Here is a 21,299-nt window from a genome sequence, read left to right as displayed (position 1 = left end):
TAAAAGAATTAAGGCAAAATTAAAGGGTATGAGCCCAGTACAATACCGGGCTCATACCCTAGAGGCTGCCTAATGAAACGACCTGTCTAACTTTCGGGGGTCACTTCAAATTAGTGAAACGGCTTTTTTTTAAGCGTTCAATTCTGTTTTATGCCCTTTTACTACACTACGTTTGAATGCAGTTGCTAATATAGTAACCATACTTACTATACCAATCCAAACGAGTACAGTAACAGGAGTATTCCAACTTAACCCTTTTCCGAAGAAGAAGATTTCTCTTAGGCCTTCAATCATAAATTTCATTGGTAACCATGAGTAAACCCAGTCTTGATAAAACGGAGACAACATCTCAGGTGCTAATGATAGTAACGGTGCCCCGAAGAATAGTAATAAAGCGAATAAACCGATTCCTTTTAGCCCAACCAATGAAAGTACCGCAGATATCATTAAGAAGAAACTAAAAGAAGTAATGGATAAGAATAGAGCTGTATCCGTGAAGTTCGAAATATTTAACCCTACCATCCCATCCGCAATCCATGTAAGACCAAATCCAATTACAAGTGTCGCAATAGCTCCTGTTACGATTTGGTTTACTTTTAACAGAAAGTTTTCTTTTCTTGAGCTTACTGGCATTTTACTAATCGCAATAAAAATAATCGCTGCACTAGCTAAACTTGCAATCCATAACGGCTGGAACAATGATATTGGTGAGTTACCGTTCGCACTATTTTTGCCGACCTCATTCATATTTTTCACGTTCTTTACAATAGGTGTTACTAATTTCGCAGCTTGATCTGTTGTTAATGTACCTCCTTTTTCCTTATATCCTTCTAATACTTGCGCGCGAACAGTATTGTTCATATTATCAACAATCGCCTGTAATATTTGTCCTGCCATAGTTGATGCAGCCGTATTCATTCCTTGATTAATATATATTTCTATCTCAGGTGAAGATGGCTGTGGTGTTCGTAACGACGCTTGTTTTGCGCTAAATTCTTTCGGGATGACTAATGCCGCGTAATACTCTTTATTGTTTAATCCCTTTTGAACGGCTTCTTTATTTTTTACTTCTACCCACTTCACTGCGGGTTCTTCCTCTGATTTCGCTGTTTTTTTCATGTTATCAACGATCGTTTGCCCCATATTCATTTTCGGTTGATTTGGAATTTCTACACCTTGATCCTCATTTACAATTGCAATTGGCAAGTTTTTCGGCTTTGGTTGAACAGTTGGAAATAACGTTAATGAAAAAATAAAAACAACAAGTAGTGCAATAACTGGTGATAACAATAAAAGTTTATTTTTAAACATTTTCTTTTCTCCTCCCTTAATTTGATCTATAATAACCAACAACGTGTTGTTTATTTATATTTTGAATTATATGTTCGAGTTGAACCTTATACAATAATCAAAAATCGTGAATGTGTTGGTTATAAGACACATTTTCTAAATGTGTTGAGTAAAATTAAGGAGGGATATGCTTTGCGCGATAATAATTTAGATTTGCGTGTTGTTCGTACAAAAACTGCCATACGAAATGCATTGGTGGAGCTAATTGAAGAAAAAGGTTTTGACGCCATTACAGTGAAAGATATTACAACGAAAGCAAACATTAATCGCGGTACTTTCTATGCGCACTATCAAGATAAATTTGATTTAATGACAAAATGCCAAGAAGACATTATGTACGAGTTTTCTAACATTGCTAAACAGAAATTCCCAGAAGTTATTGCTGACCTTGGATCAAATCCTTCTCCAACAATGCCATTTATACTTATCACTTCTATTCTTGCATTTCTAAATGAAAATAGTGATTTTATGAGAGCTGTACTAAGTCCGAAAGGAGATTTATCTTTCCAAACAAAACTGAAAGACTTTATGTGGAAAACATTATTTGAAGATACGAATGGTCCTCTCATTAATAAGGAGAATTTACTTGTTCCAAGCGAATACTTAACTTCTTATATGGCATCTGCGCATATAGGTGTCATCCAACAATGGTTAAATAATGGACAAAAAGAAACACCTGAGGAGATTGCTCGCTTTTTATCAACAATCGCAGTTCATGGACCTTTTTATGCGGCTGGCTTAAAGAAATAAGTCAGCTATATAATAAAAGAACATCCACTATAATAGCGGATGTTCTTTTATTTCATTACAACACTTCAATATACCCTTCTGTTCCATGTACCCGAATTCGTTGTCCGTCTTTTATTAATTTCGTAGCATTCTCTACTCCAACAACTGCCGGTAATCCATATTCACGTGCAATTACTGCTCCGTGCGTCATAAGTCCGCCAACTTCAGTGACTAACCCTTTTATAGACACAAACAATGGTGTCCAGCCCGGATCAGTAAAAGCTGTAACTAATATATCGCCCTCTTCTAAATTCGCTTCTTCCATGTTTAAAATAACGCGAGCTCTCCCCTCAATCACTCCTGAAGAAACAGGCAAACCTACAATCGCATCATCTGGGAGGTTTTCTCGTTTATATTTACCTGTAATGATTTCTCCATCAGACGTCATTATACGAGGAGGCGTTAGTTTTTCATATAATTTGTAATCATTTTTTTGTTTTTGTATCAGTTCGTAATCTAGTTTATTCGTGCAGACTACTTCGTGAAGTTCTTCAAAAGTTAAATAGTATATATCATCAACTTCATGAATGACACCACTCTGCACAAGTTGCTCAGCTTCTTTCAGTAACGCTTGCTTATATATGAAATAACGATTAATCATACCGTATTTTGGATATTCACGATAGCCGATAAAATTACGGATATTACGAATCATTCGCTTCGTTTCTTCTACTTTTTGTTTTCCACCCGATAAGTGCTGTAATCGATCTACTAACTCTTCTTCTTTTTTCAAAGCTTCTTGCAGTCCTTCTTCAAATTTCCGCTTACTCGCACCATATTCAAAATCTCTTATATTATTTAAAATCATCGGGATAATTGTAGTTGGCTTTTCACTCCAGCGCGTTTTCGTAATATCTATTTCTCCGCTACATCTCATTCCGTATTTATTTAGAAAAGTTAGAATAGCATCTCGAGCTTCTTCTCCACCTTTAAACTGAACTAGTTCATTTAAAAAGCTATCATCTTCTACATGTTGTAAATACGTAATAACTTCTTTGTACGGCCGAATCACATCAGCGACATCCATTAATGCTAAACCCATTTCAGATGTAATATTATTTTGTACGGATTGAGAAAGCGTGTCTGCTGCATTTTTTTCACCTAACCATTGCTCCATCTTTTCATTTATCCATGTTGAAGCATTCATACCAGCCATAATGACAGCGATACTTTGCGGGTTAAACAATACTTTCTTTAATTGCTGAATATCTTCCAAAATAAAATCAAGTACGTCCACTCCTGATTTCAGTTGCATATTTTGTTTTAACTCTTCAAGTGATGCTTGACTATTCTGTATTAAATTTGTAACGATTGCCGGATCATTTTCAATTTCCGGTTGAGAATTTGCAGGTGGCACACTTTTACCAACACTCTTCCCTTTTTCATCATCTGGTAATAATTTAATAAAATTATCTCGCTTAACTATAGTCGTTAATGCATCTCTTACGAGTGGATCCGATTTTCCTAAAGTGTTTATTAAGTAATCTCTGCTAGCAGGTAAAGCTAATTGTTGCGTAGCATCGACAAATAACCTGCCTCCCGCTTTACGCATAGGGGCACTAGTCGTTAACAGGAAAAAAGATAAACCTAATGGTTTCATCGCATCGGTCATCATTTGTTGATGGCCAACCGATATATACACATGATTTCCCTCATCATTTTCTTCAGGAATTGGATATAAAGTCGTAATGGGGCGACTTTGGACTATATAAATTGTATCATCAACTAAGCACCATTCAATATCTTGCGGACAACCAAAATAAGCTTCGATTTGTCTTCCGATGCGTGCTAGTTGTAAAATCTGTTGTTCAGTAAGTGTTTGAACTTTTTGCTGATTAGGAGCAATTTTCTTTCTCTCTGTTCCGCCTTCTTTTCGTCCATAGATGGCTAATTTTTTCATTGCGATGACCTTTTCGACGATTTCATCTTCTTTTACCTTATAATTATCGGCAGAAACTAATCCAGATACTAGCGCCTCGCCAAGTCCAAAGCTGGCATCGATTGACAACACCTTCCTATTTGAAGTAATCGGATCAGCCGTAAATAAAATACCCGAAGCCTCAGGGAAAACCATTTTTTGAACGACAACACATATAGAAACTTGATTATGTTCAAAACCATTTTGCATGCGGTACGTAACTGCTCGCTCTGTAAATAAAGACCCCCAGCACTTTCTTACATGCTGTAAAATCGCTTCTTCTCCGATAATATTTAAATACGTATCTTGTTGACCTGCAAATGAAGCATACGGTAAATCTTCAGCCGTCGCACTAGAACGCACGGCATACGCATGTTCATTTCCAAAACGTGAGAGATAATGAGCTACTGCTTCCACTACATCAGTAGGGATTTCTACTGCCATAATGACTTCTCTAATCTTCTTACTCATTTCACCGATTTGAGCACGCTCTTCCATTTTCAACTTTGTTAGCTGCTGCAACAAAGTTTGAAGCTCTTCATTTTGCTCGATAGCCTTTTCATATCCTACCGTTGTAACACAAAAACCTTCGGGTACTTGTATACCTTGAATGTTTGTTAACTCCCCTAAATTCAAACCTTTTCCACCGACGAGCGAAAGCTGCGTGTTTTCTATTTCCTGAAAATCGAGAACAAAAGAACTCATGTAACATCTCTCCTTACTATGCATGTGTTCTTGATTGTAGCAGGAGTCAATACGAATAAACAGTCTATTTCGAACTTGATTTACATGATATAATTAAGTTAGGAAGAGATAACTATTTTTATTTCTCCCCCTCTAATCCACTTCAATTACATCTCCAAACTTAAACATTCTTTGATTATGAAAAGCATCCGTACAAGTAATCGTCTTATTTAATGGATTTATATTAGCTACTGTTATGTAATTTTTATATAGATAGCCATTCTCTAAAATTTTTATAGTGTAATCCACTTTCAATAAAAGTCAAAAAATATGTTCGTCAATTAAATCTTCACAAATATTTAATGCTTATAAATTAATATTCATCTCATATATAAGTTCTAAGAAATTTAGATAAAAAAGACATTATTTTTGATGATCTAAACTAATTGAAACTTTAATTAAATTATATATCTATAACAACATAGAGCAATGTCATAACGAATTGAAACCGAAAGTTTCTTAAAGTAGAAAATTCGGCTTCTTTTATATCGAAATTTGCTTAGCGTATATTTTCGTTAAAATGCGGGTAGTACCCCATCGCTATTGAGCTAAGCTCATACACCATCAATTATAGTAGAGGCTACGTGTAAAGAATTTAAAGACCCCTCAGGGATCAATGAATTCCTGAGGGGTTGCCTACGTGATATAACATATTTACAATTATGTTACGTTTAAAATACGTATCTTTTTCATTTACCTTATAACCACCCTATTTAAGTTTATAAGAACTATGCTTTTGAGATAAAAGTCATTACTTGTTTTATAAACTCGTAACCAAAATAACCACTAAATCCGAATAGGACTATTGCGGCAAATATAGATACTCTTTTAATAAAGGTTGGATTTAGAAAACGTCTAGTAAAATGAACAAAGCTTAATAAGATCATATCATGCATAAAGATACCTAATAAAATACCTACAGCTATTAATATAAATGTAGATGTACTTGCATTACCTAATGAAGAAACTAGAACCGGGCCAAAGACCCCTATCCAAAATACAATATTAGCCGGTGATATAGCAATCATAAAACCAGATAAATAAGCTGATAATAAAGATTTATTAGGATCTTCTCCATCTATGTTAACTTCCGACTTTGCTTCTTTAATGCTTTCTATTCCAATAAACATTAAAAATATAAAACCTAGGAGCCACATAACTGTTTCTACCCATGGATTGGTTAATACACTAGAGAACCCTAGATAAATCAGGACGATTAAAGATAAATCTACAGTCATTCCTCCTATACCTACAAACCAACCATGTACGAAACCATTTCTCATTCCTTGTTTAGTCATTTGGACTGTCATAGCACCTGCGGGTATTGCTAAAGATAAACCTAACAAAATATATGTGAAAAGTGTTATAATCATAAAAATTCTCCTATTATAAGTATTGTAATAATCAAACCCTTTTTCTTTTTCCTCGGGTTCAGCAAATAGAACTACAGCACGGCGACTTTTCACATTACTTCTAGCAAGCATCAAAAACTCATAAGAAGATAAATGCCTAAAATCCCATAAGATCCTTTACATGTTCAGCATTCTTTTTAGATGTTAATTTTTCAAGTAATAAAAACGCAACATCAAAAGCTGTGCCTGGATTTGATGATGTAATAATATTTCCATCTTGTACTATTAAATCATTTTGTACTATTGCACCGAAATTCTTTAACTGCTCTTTTCGTTTACTCGTCGGATGACTGTATGTGGTAGCTTTTTTACCTACAAGAATTCCACTTTTTCCAAGCGTTAATGATGCAACACAAATACTGGCAATAGGCTTCTGCTTGGCATAAAAATGTTGAATAACATGTAAGAATTCTCTACTGTATGCATCCCGATAAAAACCAGCCTCTTCAAATCCTCCTGGAATAGCTAGTGCATCAAATTCATCTAATTGAATATCATCAACCGTTTTTTCCGGTATGACAGTGAAATTCCAAGTACAAGTTAATTTATTCCGAAGACCAACTGTTACGACCTCGGTTGATCCATCTCCCTCCCATTTATTCCAGCCTAGTACATCTGTAAATACACTAGCTTCTACTGCTTCAAACCCGTCAGCTAATAATAATAAAATCTTTTTCATATCGTAAACCGCCTCCTTCTACCCTTATTTTATACAAGTATAGAAAGCTGATAAATAAGTTCAATAAGGATATTTGATTGTTTTTCTTTATTTTATAAAGAATTTAAGTTATTCTATTTTATAAAAAAAGGTTGGATAATTTATGGATCAAATTGATAAAAAAATCGTGGGACTATTACAGTCAAATGCAAAAATTTCAATGAAGGATTTAGCGGAAGCGGTTCACTTATCTTCCCCGTCAGTAACTGAGCGAGTACGAAAGTTAGAGGAACAACAAATTATTGAAGGTTACCATGCACATGTTTCTCTAAAAAAAATAAATCGTCCAATTTCTGCACTTATACTGTTTAAATCAACAAATTGTAAATCATTATCTAACTTTTGCTACAATCATCCAGATGTACTTGAGTGTTACAGAGTAGCAGGAGAAATTAGCTATATTGTCAAAATAGCAACACATTCTGTAGAAAGTTTAGAACAATTTATTGATGATTCAATGCAATATGGTACGCCATCAACGAATATTGTGTTATCTTCTTATGAAAAAAAGATAATTACTCCTTTTATTAGTGAAGAATAAAAATACGGGCATAATCAATTAACTATTGCTTATGCAGAAGGATAATTTTTGTATGTTATATTAAAAAATAAAGACGTTATATTTTTTTAAAAGGAGTGTAATTACAATGGATTTTTCTAATAAATCAGTGATCATAACAGGGGCTGGAAATGGAATCGGGAGAGGAATTGCTTTACATTATGCAGAAAAAGGGGCCAATGTTATTTTAGCAGATATAGACGAAAAAGCAGGTGCAAAAACAGTTACTAAGATGAAAGAACAGGGTAAAGAAGCACTTTTCGTACAAACAGATGTAAGGCTGGAAACAGATATTATTCGATTAATGGAAGTAGCTAATCAAACATACGGTCAGATAGATATTTTAATTAATAATGCAGGAAAAGAGTTATTCAAGTCTCCTTACGATATTTCGCTAGAAGAATGGGACGATGTAATAAGCACAAACCTAAGAAGCGTTTTCTTGGGTTCACGTGAAGCAGCAAAGTATATGCGTCATAACAAAGAAGGTGGATCTATCGTGAATATTGCCTCTACAAGGGCGATTATGTCTGAGCCAAATTCAGAATCTTATGCTGCCACAAAAGGTGGGATCGTTGCTATTACACACGCGCTCGCAGCCTCATTTAGCGAAGCTAGGATTACCGTGAATGCTATTTCCCCAGGTTGGATTGAAACAGGAGATTATTCAAAATTAAGTAAAATTGAGCATGAACAGCACCTATCAAAGCGTGTAGGAACACCAGATGATATTGCACGAGCCTGTCTGTATTTAACAGCCAGCGAAAATGATTTTGTTACAGGTATAAACCTTGTCGTAGACGGTGGAATGACGAGGAAAATGATGTATGAGGAATAGGCGGTAATCAATCAAGAAATACAGATTCGCTATCAATAAAGCCTACTTTATCCAAGGTGATTTACCGAATCATCATGTGAATTTGAAATACAATTGAACTGTTTATAAAAAAGATGAACCGGAATTTCCTATCTCTAATAAAGAAGGGATTTCCGTTTTTCTTTCGGATGAAACATGTGAAAATGAATAAAAACCATGAAGTACTCAATGCAAGGACACCAGCTACACTAAGAGCGTTAGTTAGATAAAAAATAGAATATATCATTATAGCTAGTAAGAGATATTAGTATCACTGAACGGGCTGTTAATAGCTATTGAAAAGCATAATTTAATCAATCTCAATTACATCACAAAACTTAAATATCCTTTGATTATGAAAAGCATCGGTACAAGTAATCGCCTCATTTAATGAATTTCTATTAGAAACTGTTCTGTATTCTTTATAAACCTACGTTAAAATATTCAGATGAACCTTTTATTAACTCATAACCCCTCCTCAAAAAATAGTAAAAACTACACTTGTGAAATCAATATTTTCTGTTTGCACTTTATATAAATCGATATGTCTCCACCTTAATTTTTGTTTTTTGTAATCCCCACTAATTCTTTTCTCAAATCCCCCAAAATGGATTTGAGAAATTAGGGAACTATAATGTCGTATTGAAACATATTAAGGGGGACAAAAGGTGAACAAGGAAATGAATTATGGAAGTGATTACAAGTTTATTCCAGCAACTTCAATTGAAAGTGGTCACGGCATCGAAGTATTACCTGATTTATTTTGCTACACGATTCAAATCGTCAACATATGTTTTGTTGGGAATCCGCATACCGATGATTTTGTTTTAGTTGACGCTGGAATGCCTAAATGTGCAAATGAAATTATCTCTGTTACTGAGGAGCGATTTGGTACAAATAGCCGTCCAAAAGCAATTATTTTAACTCATGGGCATTTTGATCATGTTGGAGGAATAATTGAACTCATTAAATATTGGGATGTTCCAGTCTATGCCCATCAAATGGAGATACCGTTTTTGACTGGACAACAAAGCTATCCTGAACCAGATCCAACAGTTGAAGGTGGTATGGTAGCGAAAATGTCTCCCCTGTTCCCTAATGAACCGATTGATTTAGGAAATAGCGTAAAAGCACTACCTATCGATGGAACTGTTCCCCATATGCCAGAGTTTAGATGGATTCATACACCAGGGCATACTCCTGGGCATATTTCATTATTCCGAGAGAAAGACCGAACTTTAATTGCTGGGGACGCTTTTGTTACAGTGAAACAGGAGTATCTGTATAAAGTAATAACTCAAGAACAGGAAATAAGCGGTCCTCCTCGTTATTTAACAACAGACTGGAAAGCCGCTAAAGAATCAGTCATTAAATTAGAAGAATTAAAGCCTCTAGTCGCTATTACTGGACATGGGATACCAATGTCAGGTGAATTGCTATCAACGAACCTCAAAACACTGGTTCAAGAATTTGATAAAATTGCTGTACCTGATTACGGAAAATATATAGATAAAAAGATGCATTAAATGCGGAAATACTTTGTTTATTTTTATATTAATGAATCAAAACACCAACGAATATTAAGTTTAATATGAAAAAACACTGTACTTAGGCAACATCTCTATTATAAGAATGGAACTACCCTTTATGAATAAAGCTCGATATTCCGCAAATACTATCCATAGTATAAGCCTGCTTCTTACCCAGGTTGTACTTCTTACCATTAAGGGGTGATTAAAACGGGTTACGCTATATAAAAGCATAATCCGTTTTTAATGAAATATTGTATTCCATATACGTTTAAACAATGGAGGAAAATGATGAAACATATTGTTGCCTTATTAATTAAATACACAGCGATAACTGCAGTATTGCTAATCATGCTCAGTATCTTTCAAGGCATTTCAATTCCTAGAGTATTACTAATTTCTCTTTTTCTTACGGGAGCTGCCTATTTAATCGGAGACCTCTTCATTTTACCTAAATACGGAAATATGATTGCTACAATGGCAGATTTCGGCTTAAGCTTTTTCGGAACTTGGTTACTAACATCCTTGTTTACTAATTTAGATGCTACTCGTAACATTGGACTTTCTTCATTTATAGCCGCTTTAATTATTGGTGGAACAGAAGTTTTCTTCCATATTTATATGAAGAGGCTAGTGCTACGTAACGACGATGAATTAAAAAATCGCAATCATATTCATCATGATAAATATGCTATGGAGATGTCAGAGGAATATATGGATTCTTCCACAATAAATAAATCCAATCTTGAGGATACATCTAAAAAATAAAAAAGTGGCCAACGCCACTTTTTATTTTTGTTTATTAAGCTTGATCGGAATTTCTTACATGTAACGGAGGTGGAACTACCCATCCTTTTTTCTTACTTAAACGTAGCAGAGTTACACCTGCCTGCGCTTTTTTCATATGAAATTGGCCAAATAGCATCCCTACATCTTCTCGAAGACATTTTCCCATCACCTGACTACATGTCACAAGTCCAGCTGCTAATCCTGCAGAAACAGCAGCAGCAATTTCAACATCATTAATACGTGCTCCCGGAGGAATGTCTTCGATAGATGCAACTGGTCGTTCTGGAGGAGCAGGCGGTAAAGCGACTCCATTAATCTTTAAAAGAGCTTTTAATTCTTCTATTTCCGAATTCATATCATTTTCAATTAAGCCTTCTAAAAACTTCTTCAAGTCTTCATCACCTGTATGATTCATAAATACTTGATGGCTTGCAATCGCACCCTGTGCAGCAAGAAGATAGCTCCAAATGTCAAATACTTCACCGTAATGTAACGGTTCATTTTGAGGATTTCCACTTAATATACCCATTTTTAAATTCCTACCTTTCGAAAATATCATAATAAATATTGATTTCAATATTGAAATCAAATTTTTAAGTATGCTTTTTCCTGCAAAAGATTTTCTACTATGCATGGAAAACACCTTTCCAACACCGCGTGTTTATTGTTTAGGAAAGTAGTTTACAAATTAAATACTCAAAGATTATGAAAGAAGATTATCAATAATCTTTGAGTGAGTATCTGTTTAATATAAGGTTTTTTATTTTTATGAATACACAAAAGAAATTGATTTACATATTTGCTATATTTTAAGCCAATTTACTTAGCGGTTAGCTCTACCACCAAGTTGTTGTTCTGCCATTGCTACTAAACGTTTTGTAATTTCACCACCAACAGATCCGTTTGAACGAGCTGTTGTATCTGCACCAAGTTGTACACCAAACTCTTGTGCAATTTCATATTTCATTTGATCAAGAGCTTGTTCAGCGCCTCGAACTAACAATTCATTACGACTTCCACTATTATTGTTTGCCATATTGTTTCACCTCCGATGTTTTTAATATGCTACAAATTATGAAATAATAATTATCCTTTTTATGGAAATTAGATTATGAATAAAAATTGATTTTTTTCTTAAAGTAGGGCAAAACATATAAGAAAGAATAACTGATATAACATACTTTCATAACAACACTATGTATACTTCCTAATTCCCTTCAGTAAATAAAAGAAAGATTTCTATTTCACCAAGAGATTAAATAAAATTATGTTTTGAGACATAATCCAAAAGGAGATATGAGATGAAAGCTGTAACCTATCAAGGACCAAATCAAGTACAAGTTAAACAAGTTGATGATGCAAAGTTAGAGAAAAAAGATGATATTATTGTAAGAATTACTTCAACCGCTATTTGCGGTTCTGATTTACATTTATATCAAGGTAACATGCCCTTACCTCAAGGATACATTATCGGCCATGAACCAATGGGAATCGTTGAAGAAGTCGGGCCAGATGTCACTAAAGTGAAAAAAGGCGATCGTGTTGTCATCCCCTTCAACGTTTCTTGTGGACATTGTTTCTATTGCCAACATGAAATGGAAAGTCAATGTGATAACTCAAATCCTCATTACGATTCTGGTGGATACTTTGGTTATACGGAGAAATTTGGTAATCATCCAGGCGGACAAGCAGAATATTTAAAAGTTCCATTTGGCAATTTCACTCCATTTGTTATACCGGAATCATGCGAGCTTGAAGATGAATCCCTACTATTTTTATCAGATGTTTTACCTACAGCCTATTGGAGTGTAATAAACGCAGGCGTTAAGCCAGGTGATACTGTTATCGTCCTTGGTTGTGGACCTGTTGGATTAATGACACAAAAATTTGCTTGGATGCAAGGTGCTAAACGTGTAATTGCAGTGGATTACTTAGATTATCGGATGAATTATGCAAAAAAGATTAACAATGTTGAGGTATTTGAGTTTACAAAATTCCCCGATATGGGAGAACATTTAAAGGAAATTACACATGGTGGTGCCGATGTAGTTATTGATTGTGTGGGGATGGATGGAAAAAAATCGCCACTAGAATTTCTGGAACAAAAATTGAAATTACAAGGCGGAACTCTCGGCCCTATTCAAATAGCTACGAAAGCCGTAAGAAAATATGGAACGGTTCAAATGACTGGCGTTTATGGTGGCAATTATAATGCATTTCCACTCGGAGCATTTTGGGTTAGAAATATTAATCTTAAAATGGGACAAGCACCTGTCATTCATTTTATGCCAGAACTATTTAAAAAAATAACAAATAAAGAATTTGATCCAAAAGAAATTATTACACACAAAATCCCCCTTGAAGAAGCGAGCTACGGTTATCAAATTTTTAATAATCGTGAAGATGATTGTATAAAAGTCATTCTGAAGCCTTGAAGCTACAATTCATTATTCTTAATAAAAAGATAAGATTACATTTCGTAATCTTATCTTTTTTATTAAATGCTAAGTATCTATCCCCCATTTTCATCTCACATCTAAAATAGTTATTTCCAAAAACTTTGCATTTTGAGGTAGTAATTAATTGGTGAAAACATGAATTAAAGTATGAAGTAACCAAATAGCGAACACCATAACAATGTTAACTAACTTAAAAGAGGTGTACTTCATGGTTTTATTATAAAGAAGAACTGATTAATATTATCAAACCGGACAAACCGCTACAGGTATAAAAACTATTAACAAAGCATCTTAATGTTTATGAAATTCTTTGTTAATAGTTTCTCTTCTCCCTAATCTACTGCGAGACTATATTTTTCATTAAAATTACAAGTAAAAATTTGAAATGTTTTCAAGCATAATTACAATATTAAAAACATCCTTTCTTTTGGTTGTAAAGAAAGGATGTTTTTATAACAGGCTTTTTGGAAGGTTTTAATTTAATCCTAATTATATTTTTTATAAATTCTAAAAGTACATTCTTTATTTTTGGTATAACATACAGAAATTATTTTTTGAACAGTAGACAGCTGCAGAAGCTAAGTTAAAGTGTCGATTAATTCCCTCCATGCTTAATAAAATCCCTGTTATGATTTCTAAAATGACTACACAGTTGAGTAAGAGCCGTAGTAGAGATTTTTTGATTTAACCATAAGTTCCTATGATACTTACATTTTCGTTTCATTCCACCAGTTTCTATAGTTAATTGATTAAGTGTATCGGGGATATAACTCTTCGACATATACAGACAATCTTGTTTTGGAAGTATTACATGATTTGTATGCTATTGTAACAAGACTTGTATCGTTTCTCGCTTTTCCATGTCTTATTGCGTTTGTCATTTCCTCTTGTAAACAACGATAGAAAGTTCTATTCAGTTTTTGTTTAATAGCATTACGTTTTATATGGTTTCTTAAAAAATTTCAGTGAAAAAATATATTAATTTTGAAGTGTACAAATAGGGAGAGTGACTTCAACTGTAGTTCCCTTATTCACTTCACTCTCAATAAATACATTTCCCTGATGTGTTTCAATGATTTTATAACAGATCATTAACCCTAAGCCAATCCCCTCTTCTTTAATACTATAAAAAGGTTCTCCGAGGTATGGTATACGTTCTTTTGGAATGCCACACCCTTGATCGATAAAACGAATACTTAATTGATTATTATCAAGTATATTTAATTGAATGAGAATTTCTCCTCCCATCGGCATAGATTCAATTGCATTTTTTAATATATTAACAAATACTTGCTTTAATTGATTTCCTTCACATGAAATCAATGGAATACCAGGGTTAAGATCGATTTTAATTTTTATATTATTCATCATTGCTTGAGGTTGTAGTAGCATTAAAACTTGATCCATTAGCACACTAATGTTATTAGGTTGCATTTTTACCACCTGTGGTTTGGCTACCGCCATAAATTCAGTTGTAATGCTCTCTATACGCTCAATCTCTGATGATACTATATTAATATAACCCTGATTATTCTCACTTTCCGTTGATTTTAGTAATTGCATGAACCCTTTCATTGCAGTTAATGGATTATTAATCTCATGAGCCATTACAGTCGCTAATTGTCCTACAACAGCAAGTTTTTCAGATTTTCGTAATAATTCTTCTGTTTTTAGCCGTTCAGTGATATCACGAGAAATACTTAGGAAAACTTTTTTCCCATTTAAGTTAAAAACACGAACACTAAACTCAGTTGTTATTACTTTTCCTGTTGGAAAAACATATTCATCTTGCAAAGTGAAGGAAGTTTGTCCCTTTTTAATTTTTTCTAATAACCTTACGATCATTTGAGAATCTTGTGGTACTATATTTGAAAATGATAATGAGAGCAACTCTTCTCTACTATATCCAAACCTTCTACACCCAACAGGGTTTACCTCAATAAATCGACTTGGAGCATTATCTTCATTCAGCTCTACTACATATACCGCATCAGTTGCTTGTTCAATTAGTGCACGGTACTTCATTTCACTATCTCTTAATTGCTGGTGTAATCGATGTCGTTCTCTTTCTGCTTGTTTTCTTTCAGAGATGTCTCTACATATTGCTGATAAAGCTATCACATTTCCTCTTACATCTAGTATAGGAGAAACTGTCAGACTGACATCAAGAAGACTCCCATCGCTCCTTTGTCTAACAGTTTCTAATCTAGTAACCACAGATTCACCCGTTAGAATTTTCTGAATATTTTTAAGCGATTCTTCCATTAAAAAATCTGGTACACAAGGTAATCTCTTACCTATGATTTCTTGTGATGACCACCCAAATATCTTTTCATAAGCTTTATTCGCTTGTAAAATATGCCCTTCTCGATCAGAAATGGTAATAGCATCTAGATTGTGCTTTATAAATGATTCCAATAATTCTTTGGTAGCGCTTAATTCTGATTCTACCTTTTTCCTTTCGGTTATATCAACTGTAGAACCAACAACTTCAATAACTTGTCCATTTCGTTTAATCGGCCTAAGCGCAATAAGAATAATAGTTTTATCATTTGGCCAAGGTAATTCAAATATAATTTCTTTTCCTTCCCATGCCTGAAGATAGTACTTCATCAATTGTGGAACTAAATGTGGAGGAACAATAGAAGCATCAATAGTACGTAAGCTTTTTCCTACCACCTGTTCAGAATAAAATCCGTTTTGATAATAAAACTGTCCATCACATAAAGTGTGTATAAAGTGCTTACCCACTTTTTTAAATTTAAAAATTCCTCCTTGAAGCTCATGTACGGTATCTGCAAGTTCTTGCTTCGATTTTTTTAATTCTCGATTCATTTTAGATAAGTCCTGTGTTAAATAATACAATCTCTGGTAGGCTTCCATAAGAAATAGCCCAATTAAAAGTCCTAACGCTATATATAATAAGCCTCCTGTGTAAAGTAATGTAGTATTAAATAATACGCCAACTAACCACTTTATTCCAATAAAAACAGAAAAATATAACGATGCACTTTTAAAAGGATGTAGTTTTTTAAAATAAGTTTTAAAGGTAGAAAATAGAATCCCCATACCTAAATAAGCAATCACAGGAGGTTCCCAGTACCCTCCTGTGTAAAAGATACGCATTACAATTATGCTAATTAACGTAATCCAACCAGCAATACGACCAAAGTAAATAAAAGATAGAATAAGAGGAACAACTCGAAGATCGTAGGAAAATCCCATGTATGGAAAAGAAAAGAACATTAACGTAACTGCAATAATCCCTCCATAGAGCTTTTCAAAATATCGACTAGAATTAATTGTAAACACTTGAATAAATATTGCTGCGCTAACTAATAAAGAAAAAATAGAAAGGTTGATGAAATAATCTTTAATAATCATGTAATGTCCCTCCTTGCATTAAGTGTATTCGACAAAAAAGCTAAAAATCCTACAAATTGTATAAACAGTTCAAATGCATAAATTTTAAACTAGGATAAAATCTAGAAAAGTAAATAAGGGGCACAGCAGATGAGATATTTTAATGAAAAATAGTTCAAAAAAGATAATAGTAACCGTTGACTACTATTATCTTTTTTCTTTAATTTATCGTAATATGTCTGAAACTCTAAGGGACGTGGTATGTCATTTCATCAAACAATGATTATATGCTGAGTGATGAATATAGAAATTTCAGCAGTAATTTTTGAAAAATAACATAAAAAACAAAACTATCTTTAAAAATGAAAAAAAACTATATAAATGTCAACTAATCTATGTACAAAAACGTTCACTTAATTTTGCATAAAATTACTCAACTTAGGAAGCTAAGTAGTTCTTCAAGGTCGATAAGAACACCTGTAGATGCTTCAGGATAACTACATAATTGTATGAGTAATGTACTTGAAACCTTTCGGTAAAACCATACACATAAGACAACTAACTCCTTGGTTCAATATTTACTTTTTCGCTGAACAAATTCTTTTTCTTGAGCAAAATATTCTAGGATATAAGGAGATTTTTCAATTAACTTGTTGTCTAGTTTATTGTCCAGCTCCAATTACTTCGTTACTTTCAGATTCAGTTCATTATATTTTGTACTTTGTCTTTATACACAACATATTCTTTACCATCCACTACTGCTACTACCGCAAATTCATCATTTGGATTGAATGAAAGCCAATCAGCCCACATGTTAGTATTAGCCCCTCCACTCCACATATTATGAACAGTGTTTTTAGTTAAATTCATAACTTTATAAGACGCATTTGGCGCATTTGTTCCAGTCTTTATTTCAAAAGTGTATGCGTTATGAATTTTTTTATAAAAGTAGAAAACGTTTGATGGACGAAGCTGATTCAAAAAATCCTGTTCTTTTTTCTCTGCAATTTTTATCCCTTCTTGCAAAGTGACAACATCTGTTTTTAATGTTTTCCAACTGTTTTTCGCTGCATTCAAGCTAGGGGTTAAGAATTTATATTTATTTTGATCAGCTTTTTGATCAGCTTTCTCAATATGTCCCAGTACACCCGAATATTGAGAATCTAAATCCTCCCATTGCGTAGACATATAAGTAAGAGCAGTGATAGCACTATCAAGCATACTATGCATATCACTAATATTATGAAATGCAACTCCAACTACACGATTCAATGTTATTTTATAATCTACAGTCTGACGCAATTTTGCTAATTCAGGTTCTAGCCAACCTAACTTACCTCTTGCATCACCTATCATTATGCCACCAGCAATCAAGGTTGGAATAAAGGGGATTTTCACCATGTCTAAGCCCTTAGATTCTATGTCTTTCTGATATTTTACTTGTCCTAAAAGGTCCTCTAGACGCTTTTGGTCAGCCTCCACATCAGCACCTTGGTTTTTTAAAATCGATTGCAATGTCTCTTTATGACTTCCAAATGTTCTAACATCTTCTCCAATAGCATTTTTTAATTGAATTAATTCTTCTTTTAATGCTTTTGCAGACTTTTGATTTTGTTGAATTCCTCCCTGTAAATCTGTAATCCCTTTTTTTAAAGTATCTCCATTTCCAGTATTGATCGCCTCTACTAATGTTTCATAATAATTTTCAAATTTTGTATCGTATTCTATAATGCCTGTCAATGTATCAAAAAGCTGTTTTTTTACTTGTGTATTCCATGTAACAGCATGTGCTCTTGCATTCTTTTGATCTTGTACAATTTTACTAGGTAAATCTGCATTTCCATTAATAGTTATTCCTTCAAAACTCACATCTGGATTATTAATTAGCAAATAAGAATATTCATTCATAGCTTTTGCAAATAAACCAGCATCTTGCAAAGCTTTTTTCATCTGTTCTTCATTTGCTGAAAGAGACATATTTTCAGTGTTCGTTTGTTCAATTTCAATTGCAAAAGTATCTAGTGGTATGACTGCATAAGTAGTTGTTATAGTTAAAAACGCTGATACAGCGAGTAGTTTATTAGGGATTTTTTTCATCATTTCGTATTCCTCCTATATAAGGTATGGTTTCAAGTTCTAATCTTATTAAAAAGCGATGTCTTTCAAAATGAGTTCTACATCTTTTATCAGTATCGTTTGAACTTTCTTTAGCAGCCTTCAAATCATTAAGTATTAAAGAAAATGTATATCATCTGCTTCAAATTAACCGATTCTATTGCAAATTTTAAAAAAGCAATTAAACTACAAGGTTATTTTTTATTCGACTCATACTTATATATAATTGAAAGGCGAAGTCTTTAATGAGACTCCGCCTTTCTGTTATATAAGGATTTATTAATTATTACTTTTCTGTTTAACAGTGTAATCATAGACTTTCTATGTTTTAGTTCACTTTACAACAGAATTAATATTTCCCTATTTTTGTGGAGTAACAGTTTCCACTTTTAATTCCTTTATTCCTTCTTTTAATGTAACAGCATCTGTTCGTAATGTTTTCCAACTGTCTTTCGCTGCATTTAAATTAGGTTTTAAGAATTTAAATTTATTTTGATCGGCTTTTTGAGCTGCATTCTCAATATGCCCTAGAACGCCCGAATATTGAGAATCTAAATCATGCCACTGCGTGGACATATAAGTAAGAGCGTTAATAGCATCATCAAGCGCCTTGTGCATTTCATTAATATTACTGTAAGCAACTCCAACTACACGATTTAAGGTTACTTTATAATCCACGGTCTGACGTAATTCTGCTAATAAAGGCTCTAACTTACCTAAATTATCCCTTGCTACTCCCACTATGATACCGCCAATTATTGGTAGACCCAAAATAGCACCCTTCATTACATTAAACCCATCAGATTCTAATTGTTTATAATAGTTTACTGATCCTAATACTTCTTCTAGACGCTTTTGATCGGCATCAACATCTGCACCTTGATTTTTTAAAATTGACTGCAAGAGCTCTTTATTACTTCCAAATGCTCTAACATCGTGTCCAATAGAGTCTCTTAATTTAGTTAATTCTTCTATTAGTTGTTGTGCATACTTTTGATTTTGTTGAATTTCACCTCGTAAATCTGTAATCCCTTCTTTTAAAGTTTCTCCATCCCCTGTATTAATCGCCTCTATCATTGTTTCATAATAATTATCAAATGTTGTATCGTATTCAACAATACCATTCAATGTATCTAAAAGCTGTTTTTTTACTTTCGTATCCCAAGTAACGGCATGTGCCCTTGCATTCTTTTGATCTTGTACGATTCTACCAGGTAAATCTACATATCCATTAATGGTAATTCCCTCAAAATTCACATCAGGATTCTTAATTAACATATAAGAATAGGCATTCATAGATTTTGCAAATAATCCAGCCTTTTGCAAGGTCTCTTTCATTCTCGCTTCATTTGCAGAAAGAGCCGTATCTCCATTATTCGTTTGTTCAATTTCACTTGCAAAAGTTGTTACTGGTAAAACTACATTAGCAGTTGTAATAGTTAATAGTGTCGATACAGCGAGTAATTTGTAAGGGATTTTTTTTATCATTTCATTTTCCTCCAATTTAGGTTTTAAATTTCAGTTCTACTCCTGTTTAAAAGCAATATCTTTTGAAATGAATTCTGCATCTTTATGAATATCATTCCAACTTTCTTTAGCCGCTTTTAAATCATCTGGTATTAAAGAGAATTTGTGGTCTTGCATAGAATCGATATTATCCAGTAAATCTGTATAATTTGCGCCCATTGTATTCCATTGCTTTTGAATATTTGTTAGAGACAATATCGCTTGATCTACAGTCTGGTATAAATATGCCAATGTTTCTTTCGCGTTAGTAAGCGAAAGAACTGCTTGATTAGCACGATCTGCTTTCATACTTAATTCTCCGATTTTGTTAGAAATTTCATTATAGGAATCCATATGCTTAGATGCTGTGACACCAGCCGCAGTTCCTAGACCGATACCAGCTGCGCCAAGAGCCGAGAGTCCACCAACAACAGCCGGTGTTGCTGTACCGCCAGTTACAACAATAACTACCGCTCCTCCAATAGCTGCAATAACTAAAATAGCTGCTCCCAATCCACCACCAATTGACCATGCTAATACATCATCAAAATGTTTTTTCTGAGTAGAACGAAGTTGCTCAATTTCAGCTTGAAGTTGTGGAATCGTTGCCTGTTGACCTGCTAATATTGCAGTTAATCCACCTTTCCCATCTGGACCACCAACATTATTTTTAAAATCTGTAGAATTTTGATATAGTTTCCCTTTGAAGTCTTGTAGCATCTTAATCACATCTGTAACTTCTTTTGAATTTGTATTGATTGTAGTAATTAAATCATTTATACCCTCTTTTAGACCTGCCTTATCTTTCTTTTGTACAGTTTCTACTAATGTGTCGTAATAATTTTGAAATTGTTCATCGTAATTTACAATATTACGAGCAGTTTTTTGAATCTGTGGCTTCGCTGTATCTAACCAGTAATTCGCATTGATTCGTGACAGCTCTTGATTAAGGTGAATATTTTTGAGCAACTCTCCCCCCTCTGAGCCTAAATCGATATTAGATAAATTTACATTTGGTTGCTTAATCATTGTTTTTGCGTATAAATCCATTACTAGAATATGAGACCCTGTTTCAGCTAATGATAGTGATAGGTAAGACTTTGAAATAATCTCCATCTTTTCCCCCACTCTAAACCGTACGTGCGATTTTCACCGCATACGGCTTGCCATCGATAATTTGTTCTTATGTACA

17 protein-coding genes and 2 pseudogenes are annotated in these 21,299 nt (G+C 33.7%); 7 read left to right on the top strand and 12 right to left on the bottom strand.

Annotated features, from left to right (window positions below; translation table 11 throughout):
* The coding region (locus ACS2CR_RS28160) for an integrase core domain-containing protein (protein ID WP_228161212.1) at nt 1–73 on the top strand (73 nt) is incomplete at its 5' end.
* 56 nt (nt 74–129) lie between these two features.
* Here ACS2CR_RS28160 and ACS2CR_RS28155 read toward each other — a convergent pair.
* Nucleotides 130–1,311, bottom strand: coding sequence for a YhgE/Pip domain-containing protein (locus ACS2CR_RS28155; protein ID WP_053512484.1), 1,182 nt, complete (start codon nt 1,309–1,311; stop codon nt 130–132).
* Between the two features lie 171 nt (nt 1,312–1,482).
* On the opposite strand from ACS2CR_RS28155, the gene ACS2CR_RS28150 reads away from it, so the two are divergent.
* Nucleotides 1,483–2,100, top strand: coding sequence for a TetR/AcrR family transcriptional regulator (locus ACS2CR_RS28150; RefSeq protein ID WP_001205503.1), 618 nt, complete (start codon nt 1,483–1,485; stop codon nt 2,098–2,100).
* A gap of 55 nt (nt 2,101–2,155) precedes the next feature.
* On the opposite strand, the gene ppsA is transcribed toward ACS2CR_RS28150, so the two are convergent.
* The 4 genes from ppsA to ACS2CR_RS28130 form a co-directional block, all read right to left on the bottom strand.
* Complete coding sequence (ppsA, locus tag ACS2CR_RS28145) at nt 2,156–4,762, bottom strand: phosphoenolpyruvate synthase (RefSeq protein ID WP_153602496.1); 2,607 nt, start codon at nt 4,760–4,762, stop codon at nt 2,156–2,158.
* 132 nt (nt 4,763–4,894) lie between these two features.
* On the bottom strand, nt 4,895–5,056 hold the full coding sequence (locus ACS2CR_RS28140; RefSeq protein ID WP_015382330.1) for a YolD-like family protein: 162 nt from the start codon (nt 5,054–5,056) through the stop codon (nt 4,895–4,897).
* Nucleotides 5,057–5,529: 473 nt separating this feature from the next.
* A complete protein-coding gene (locus ACS2CR_RS28135; RefSeq protein ID WP_000587494.1) occupies nt 5,530–6,174 on the bottom strand; it encodes a LysE family translocator in 645 nt (214 codons plus the stop codon).
* A gap of 136 nt (nt 6,175–6,310) precedes the next feature.
* Nucleotides 6,311–6,892, bottom strand: coding sequence for a DJ-1/PfpI family protein (locus ACS2CR_RS28130; RefSeq protein ID WP_000722336.1), 582 nt, complete (start codon nt 6,890–6,892; stop codon nt 6,311–6,313).
* Nucleotides 6,893–7,034: 142 nt separating this feature from the next.
* Here ACS2CR_RS28130 and ACS2CR_RS28125 point away from each other — a divergent pair, with 142 nt between their 5' ends.
* The 4 genes from ACS2CR_RS28125 to ACS2CR_RS28110 all read left to right on the top strand — a co-directional run bounded on the left by ACS2CR_RS28125 (nt 7,035) and on the right by ACS2CR_RS28110 (nt 10,643).
* Complete coding sequence (locus tag ACS2CR_RS28125) at nt 7,035–7,472, top strand: Lrp/AsnC family transcriptional regulator (protein ID WP_000372089.1); 438 nt, start codon at nt 7,035–7,037, stop codon at nt 7,470–7,472.
* A gap of 106 nt (nt 7,473–7,578) precedes the next feature.
* Nucleotides 7,579–8,328 carry a glucose 1-dehydrogenase gene (locus tag ACS2CR_RS28120; protein ID WP_053512482.1) on the top strand — a complete coding sequence of 250 codons (750 nt, stop codon included), beginning with the start codon at nt 7,579–7,581 and terminating at the stop codon, nt 8,326–8,328.
* A gap of 686 nt (nt 8,329–9,014) precedes the next feature.
* A complete protein-coding gene (locus ACS2CR_RS28115) occupies nt 9,015–9,872 on the top strand; it encodes an MBL fold metallo-hydrolase (protein WP_001031191.1) in 858 nt (285 codons plus the stop codon).
* 294 nt (nt 9,873–10,166) lie between these two features.
* On the top strand, nt 10,167–10,643 hold the full coding sequence (locus ACS2CR_RS28110) for a YndM family protein (RefSeq protein WP_016110267.1): 477 nt from the start codon (nt 10,167–10,169) through the stop codon (nt 10,641–10,643).
* Nucleotides 10,644–10,677: 34 nt separating this feature from the next.
* Here ACS2CR_RS28110 and ACS2CR_RS28105 read toward each other — a convergent pair whose 3' ends face one another.
* Together ACS2CR_RS28105 and sasP are read right to left on the bottom strand one after the other, a co-directional pair.
* Nucleotides 10,678–11,193, bottom strand: coding sequence for a DUF3231 family protein (locus ACS2CR_RS28105; RefSeq protein WP_002101091.1), 516 nt, complete (start codon nt 11,191–11,193; stop codon nt 10,678–10,680).
* A gap of 294 nt (nt 11,194–11,487) precedes the next feature.
* Nucleotides 11,488–11,700 carry a small acid-soluble spore protein, SasP family gene (sasP, locus tag ACS2CR_RS28100; RefSeq protein WP_000002841.1) on the bottom strand — a complete coding sequence of 71 codons (213 nt, stop codon included), beginning with the start codon at nt 11,698–11,700 and terminating at the stop codon, nt 11,488–11,490.
* Nucleotides 11,701–11,965: 265 nt separating this feature from the next.
* On the opposite strand from sasP, the gene ACS2CR_RS28095 reads away from it, so the two are divergent.
* Nucleotides 11,966–13,099 carry a zinc-dependent alcohol dehydrogenase gene (locus tag ACS2CR_RS28095; RefSeq protein ID WP_000649093.1) on the top strand — a complete coding sequence of 378 codons (1,134 nt, stop codon included), beginning with the start codon at nt 11,966–11,968 and terminating at the stop codon, nt 13,097–13,099.
* 1,002 nt (nt 13,100–14,101) lie between these two features.
* On the opposite strand, the gene ACS2CR_RS28090 is transcribed toward ACS2CR_RS28095, so the two are convergent.
* The 5 genes and pseudogenes from ACS2CR_RS28090 to hblD all read right to left on the bottom strand — a co-directional run.
* The gene (locus tag ACS2CR_RS28090) at nt 14,102–16,507 is read right to left on the bottom strand and encodes a PAS domain S-box protein (protein ID WP_053512481.1); all 2,406 of its coding nucleotides are present in this window, start codon (nt 16,505–16,507) and stop codon (nt 14,102–14,104) included.
* 430 nt (nt 16,508–16,937) lie between these two features.
* A pseudogene (locus ACS2CR_RS28085) lies at nt 16,938–17,165 on the bottom strand (hypothetical protein); the annotation flags it as partial.
* A 20-nt stretch (nt 17,166–17,185) separates the two neighbouring features.
* Nucleotides 17,186–18,586 (bottom strand): hemolysin BL regulatory component HblB, encoded by a 1,401-nt coding sequence (hblB, locus tag ACS2CR_RS28080; RefSeq protein ID WP_053512480.1) that lies wholly within the window; start codon nt 18,584–18,586, stop codon nt 17,186–17,188.
* Between the two features lie 375 nt (nt 18,587–18,961).
* Entirely contained in the window at nt 18,962–20,089 is a 1,128-nt protein-coding gene (gene hblA, locus ACS2CR_RS28075; RefSeq protein ID WP_053512479.1) for a hemolysin BL binding component B, read from the bottom strand.
* Between the two features lie 36 nt (nt 20,090–20,125).
* A pseudogene (hblD, locus tag ACS2CR_RS28070) lies at nt 20,126–21,199 on the bottom strand (hemolytic enterotoxin HBL lytic component L1); the annotation flags it as partial.
* Between the last annotated feature and the right edge of the window lie 100 nt (nt 21,200–21,299).

Origin of the sequence: Bacillus cereus group sp. BceL291, assembly GCF_051776705.1 — a bacterium.
In the GTDB taxonomy this organism is placed as follows: domain Bacteria; phylum Bacillota; class Bacilli; order Bacillales; family Bacillaceae_G; genus Bacillus_A; species Bacillus_A cereus.
This window is presented reverse-complemented; position numbering and strand designations above follow the sequence as displayed.

Bases quoted from the DNA above. Each gene is read 5' to 3' on its own strand.
- ACS2CR_RS28135 (WP_000587494.1), bottom strand. From the start codon at position 6,174: ATGATTATAACACTTTTCACATATATTTTGTTAGGTTTATCTTTAGCA.
- hblA (WP_053512479.1), bottom strand. From the start codon at position 20,089: ATGATAAAAAAAATCCCTTACAAATTACTCGCTGTATCGACACTATTA.
- ACS2CR_RS28125 (WP_000372089.1), top strand. From the start codon at position 7,035: ATGGATCAAATTGATAAAAAAATCGTGGGACTATTACAGTCAAATGCA.
- ACS2CR_RS28090 (WP_053512481.1), bottom strand. From the start codon at position 16,507: ATGATTATTAAAGATTATTTCATCAACCTTTCTATTTTTTCTTTATTA.
- ppsA (WP_153602496.1), bottom strand. From the start codon at position 4,762: ATGAGTTCTTTTGTTCTCGATTTTCAGGAAATAGAAAACACGCAGCTT.
- ACS2CR_RS28105 (WP_002101091.1), bottom strand. From the start codon at position 11,193: ATGGGTATATTAAGTGGAAATCCTCAAAATGAACCGTTACATTACGGT.
- sasP (WP_000002841.1), bottom strand. From the start codon at position 11,700: ATGGCAAACAATAATAGTGGAAGTCGTAATGAATTGTTAGTTCGAGGC.
- ACS2CR_RS28110 (WP_016110267.1), top strand. From the start codon at position 10,167: ATGAAACATATTGTTGCCTTATTAATTAAATACACAGCGATAACTGCA.
- ACS2CR_RS28155 (WP_053512484.1), bottom strand. From the start codon at position 1,311: ATGTTTAAAAATAAACTTTTATTGTTATCACCAGTTATTGCACTACTT.
- ACS2CR_RS28130 (WP_000722336.1), bottom strand. From the start codon at position 6,892: ATGAAAAAGATTTTATTATTATTAGCTGACGGGTTTGAAGCAGTAGAA.
- ACS2CR_RS28120 (WP_053512482.1), top strand. From the start codon at position 7,579: ATGGATTTTTCTAATAAATCAGTGATCATAACAGGGGCTGGAAATGGA.
- hblB (WP_053512480.1), bottom strand. From the start codon at position 18,586: ATGATGAAAAAAATCCCTAATAAACTACTCGCTGTATCAGCGTTTTTA.
- ACS2CR_RS28095 (WP_000649093.1), top strand. From the start codon at position 11,966: ATGAAAGCTGTAACCTATCAAGGACCAAATCAAGTACAAGTTAAACAA.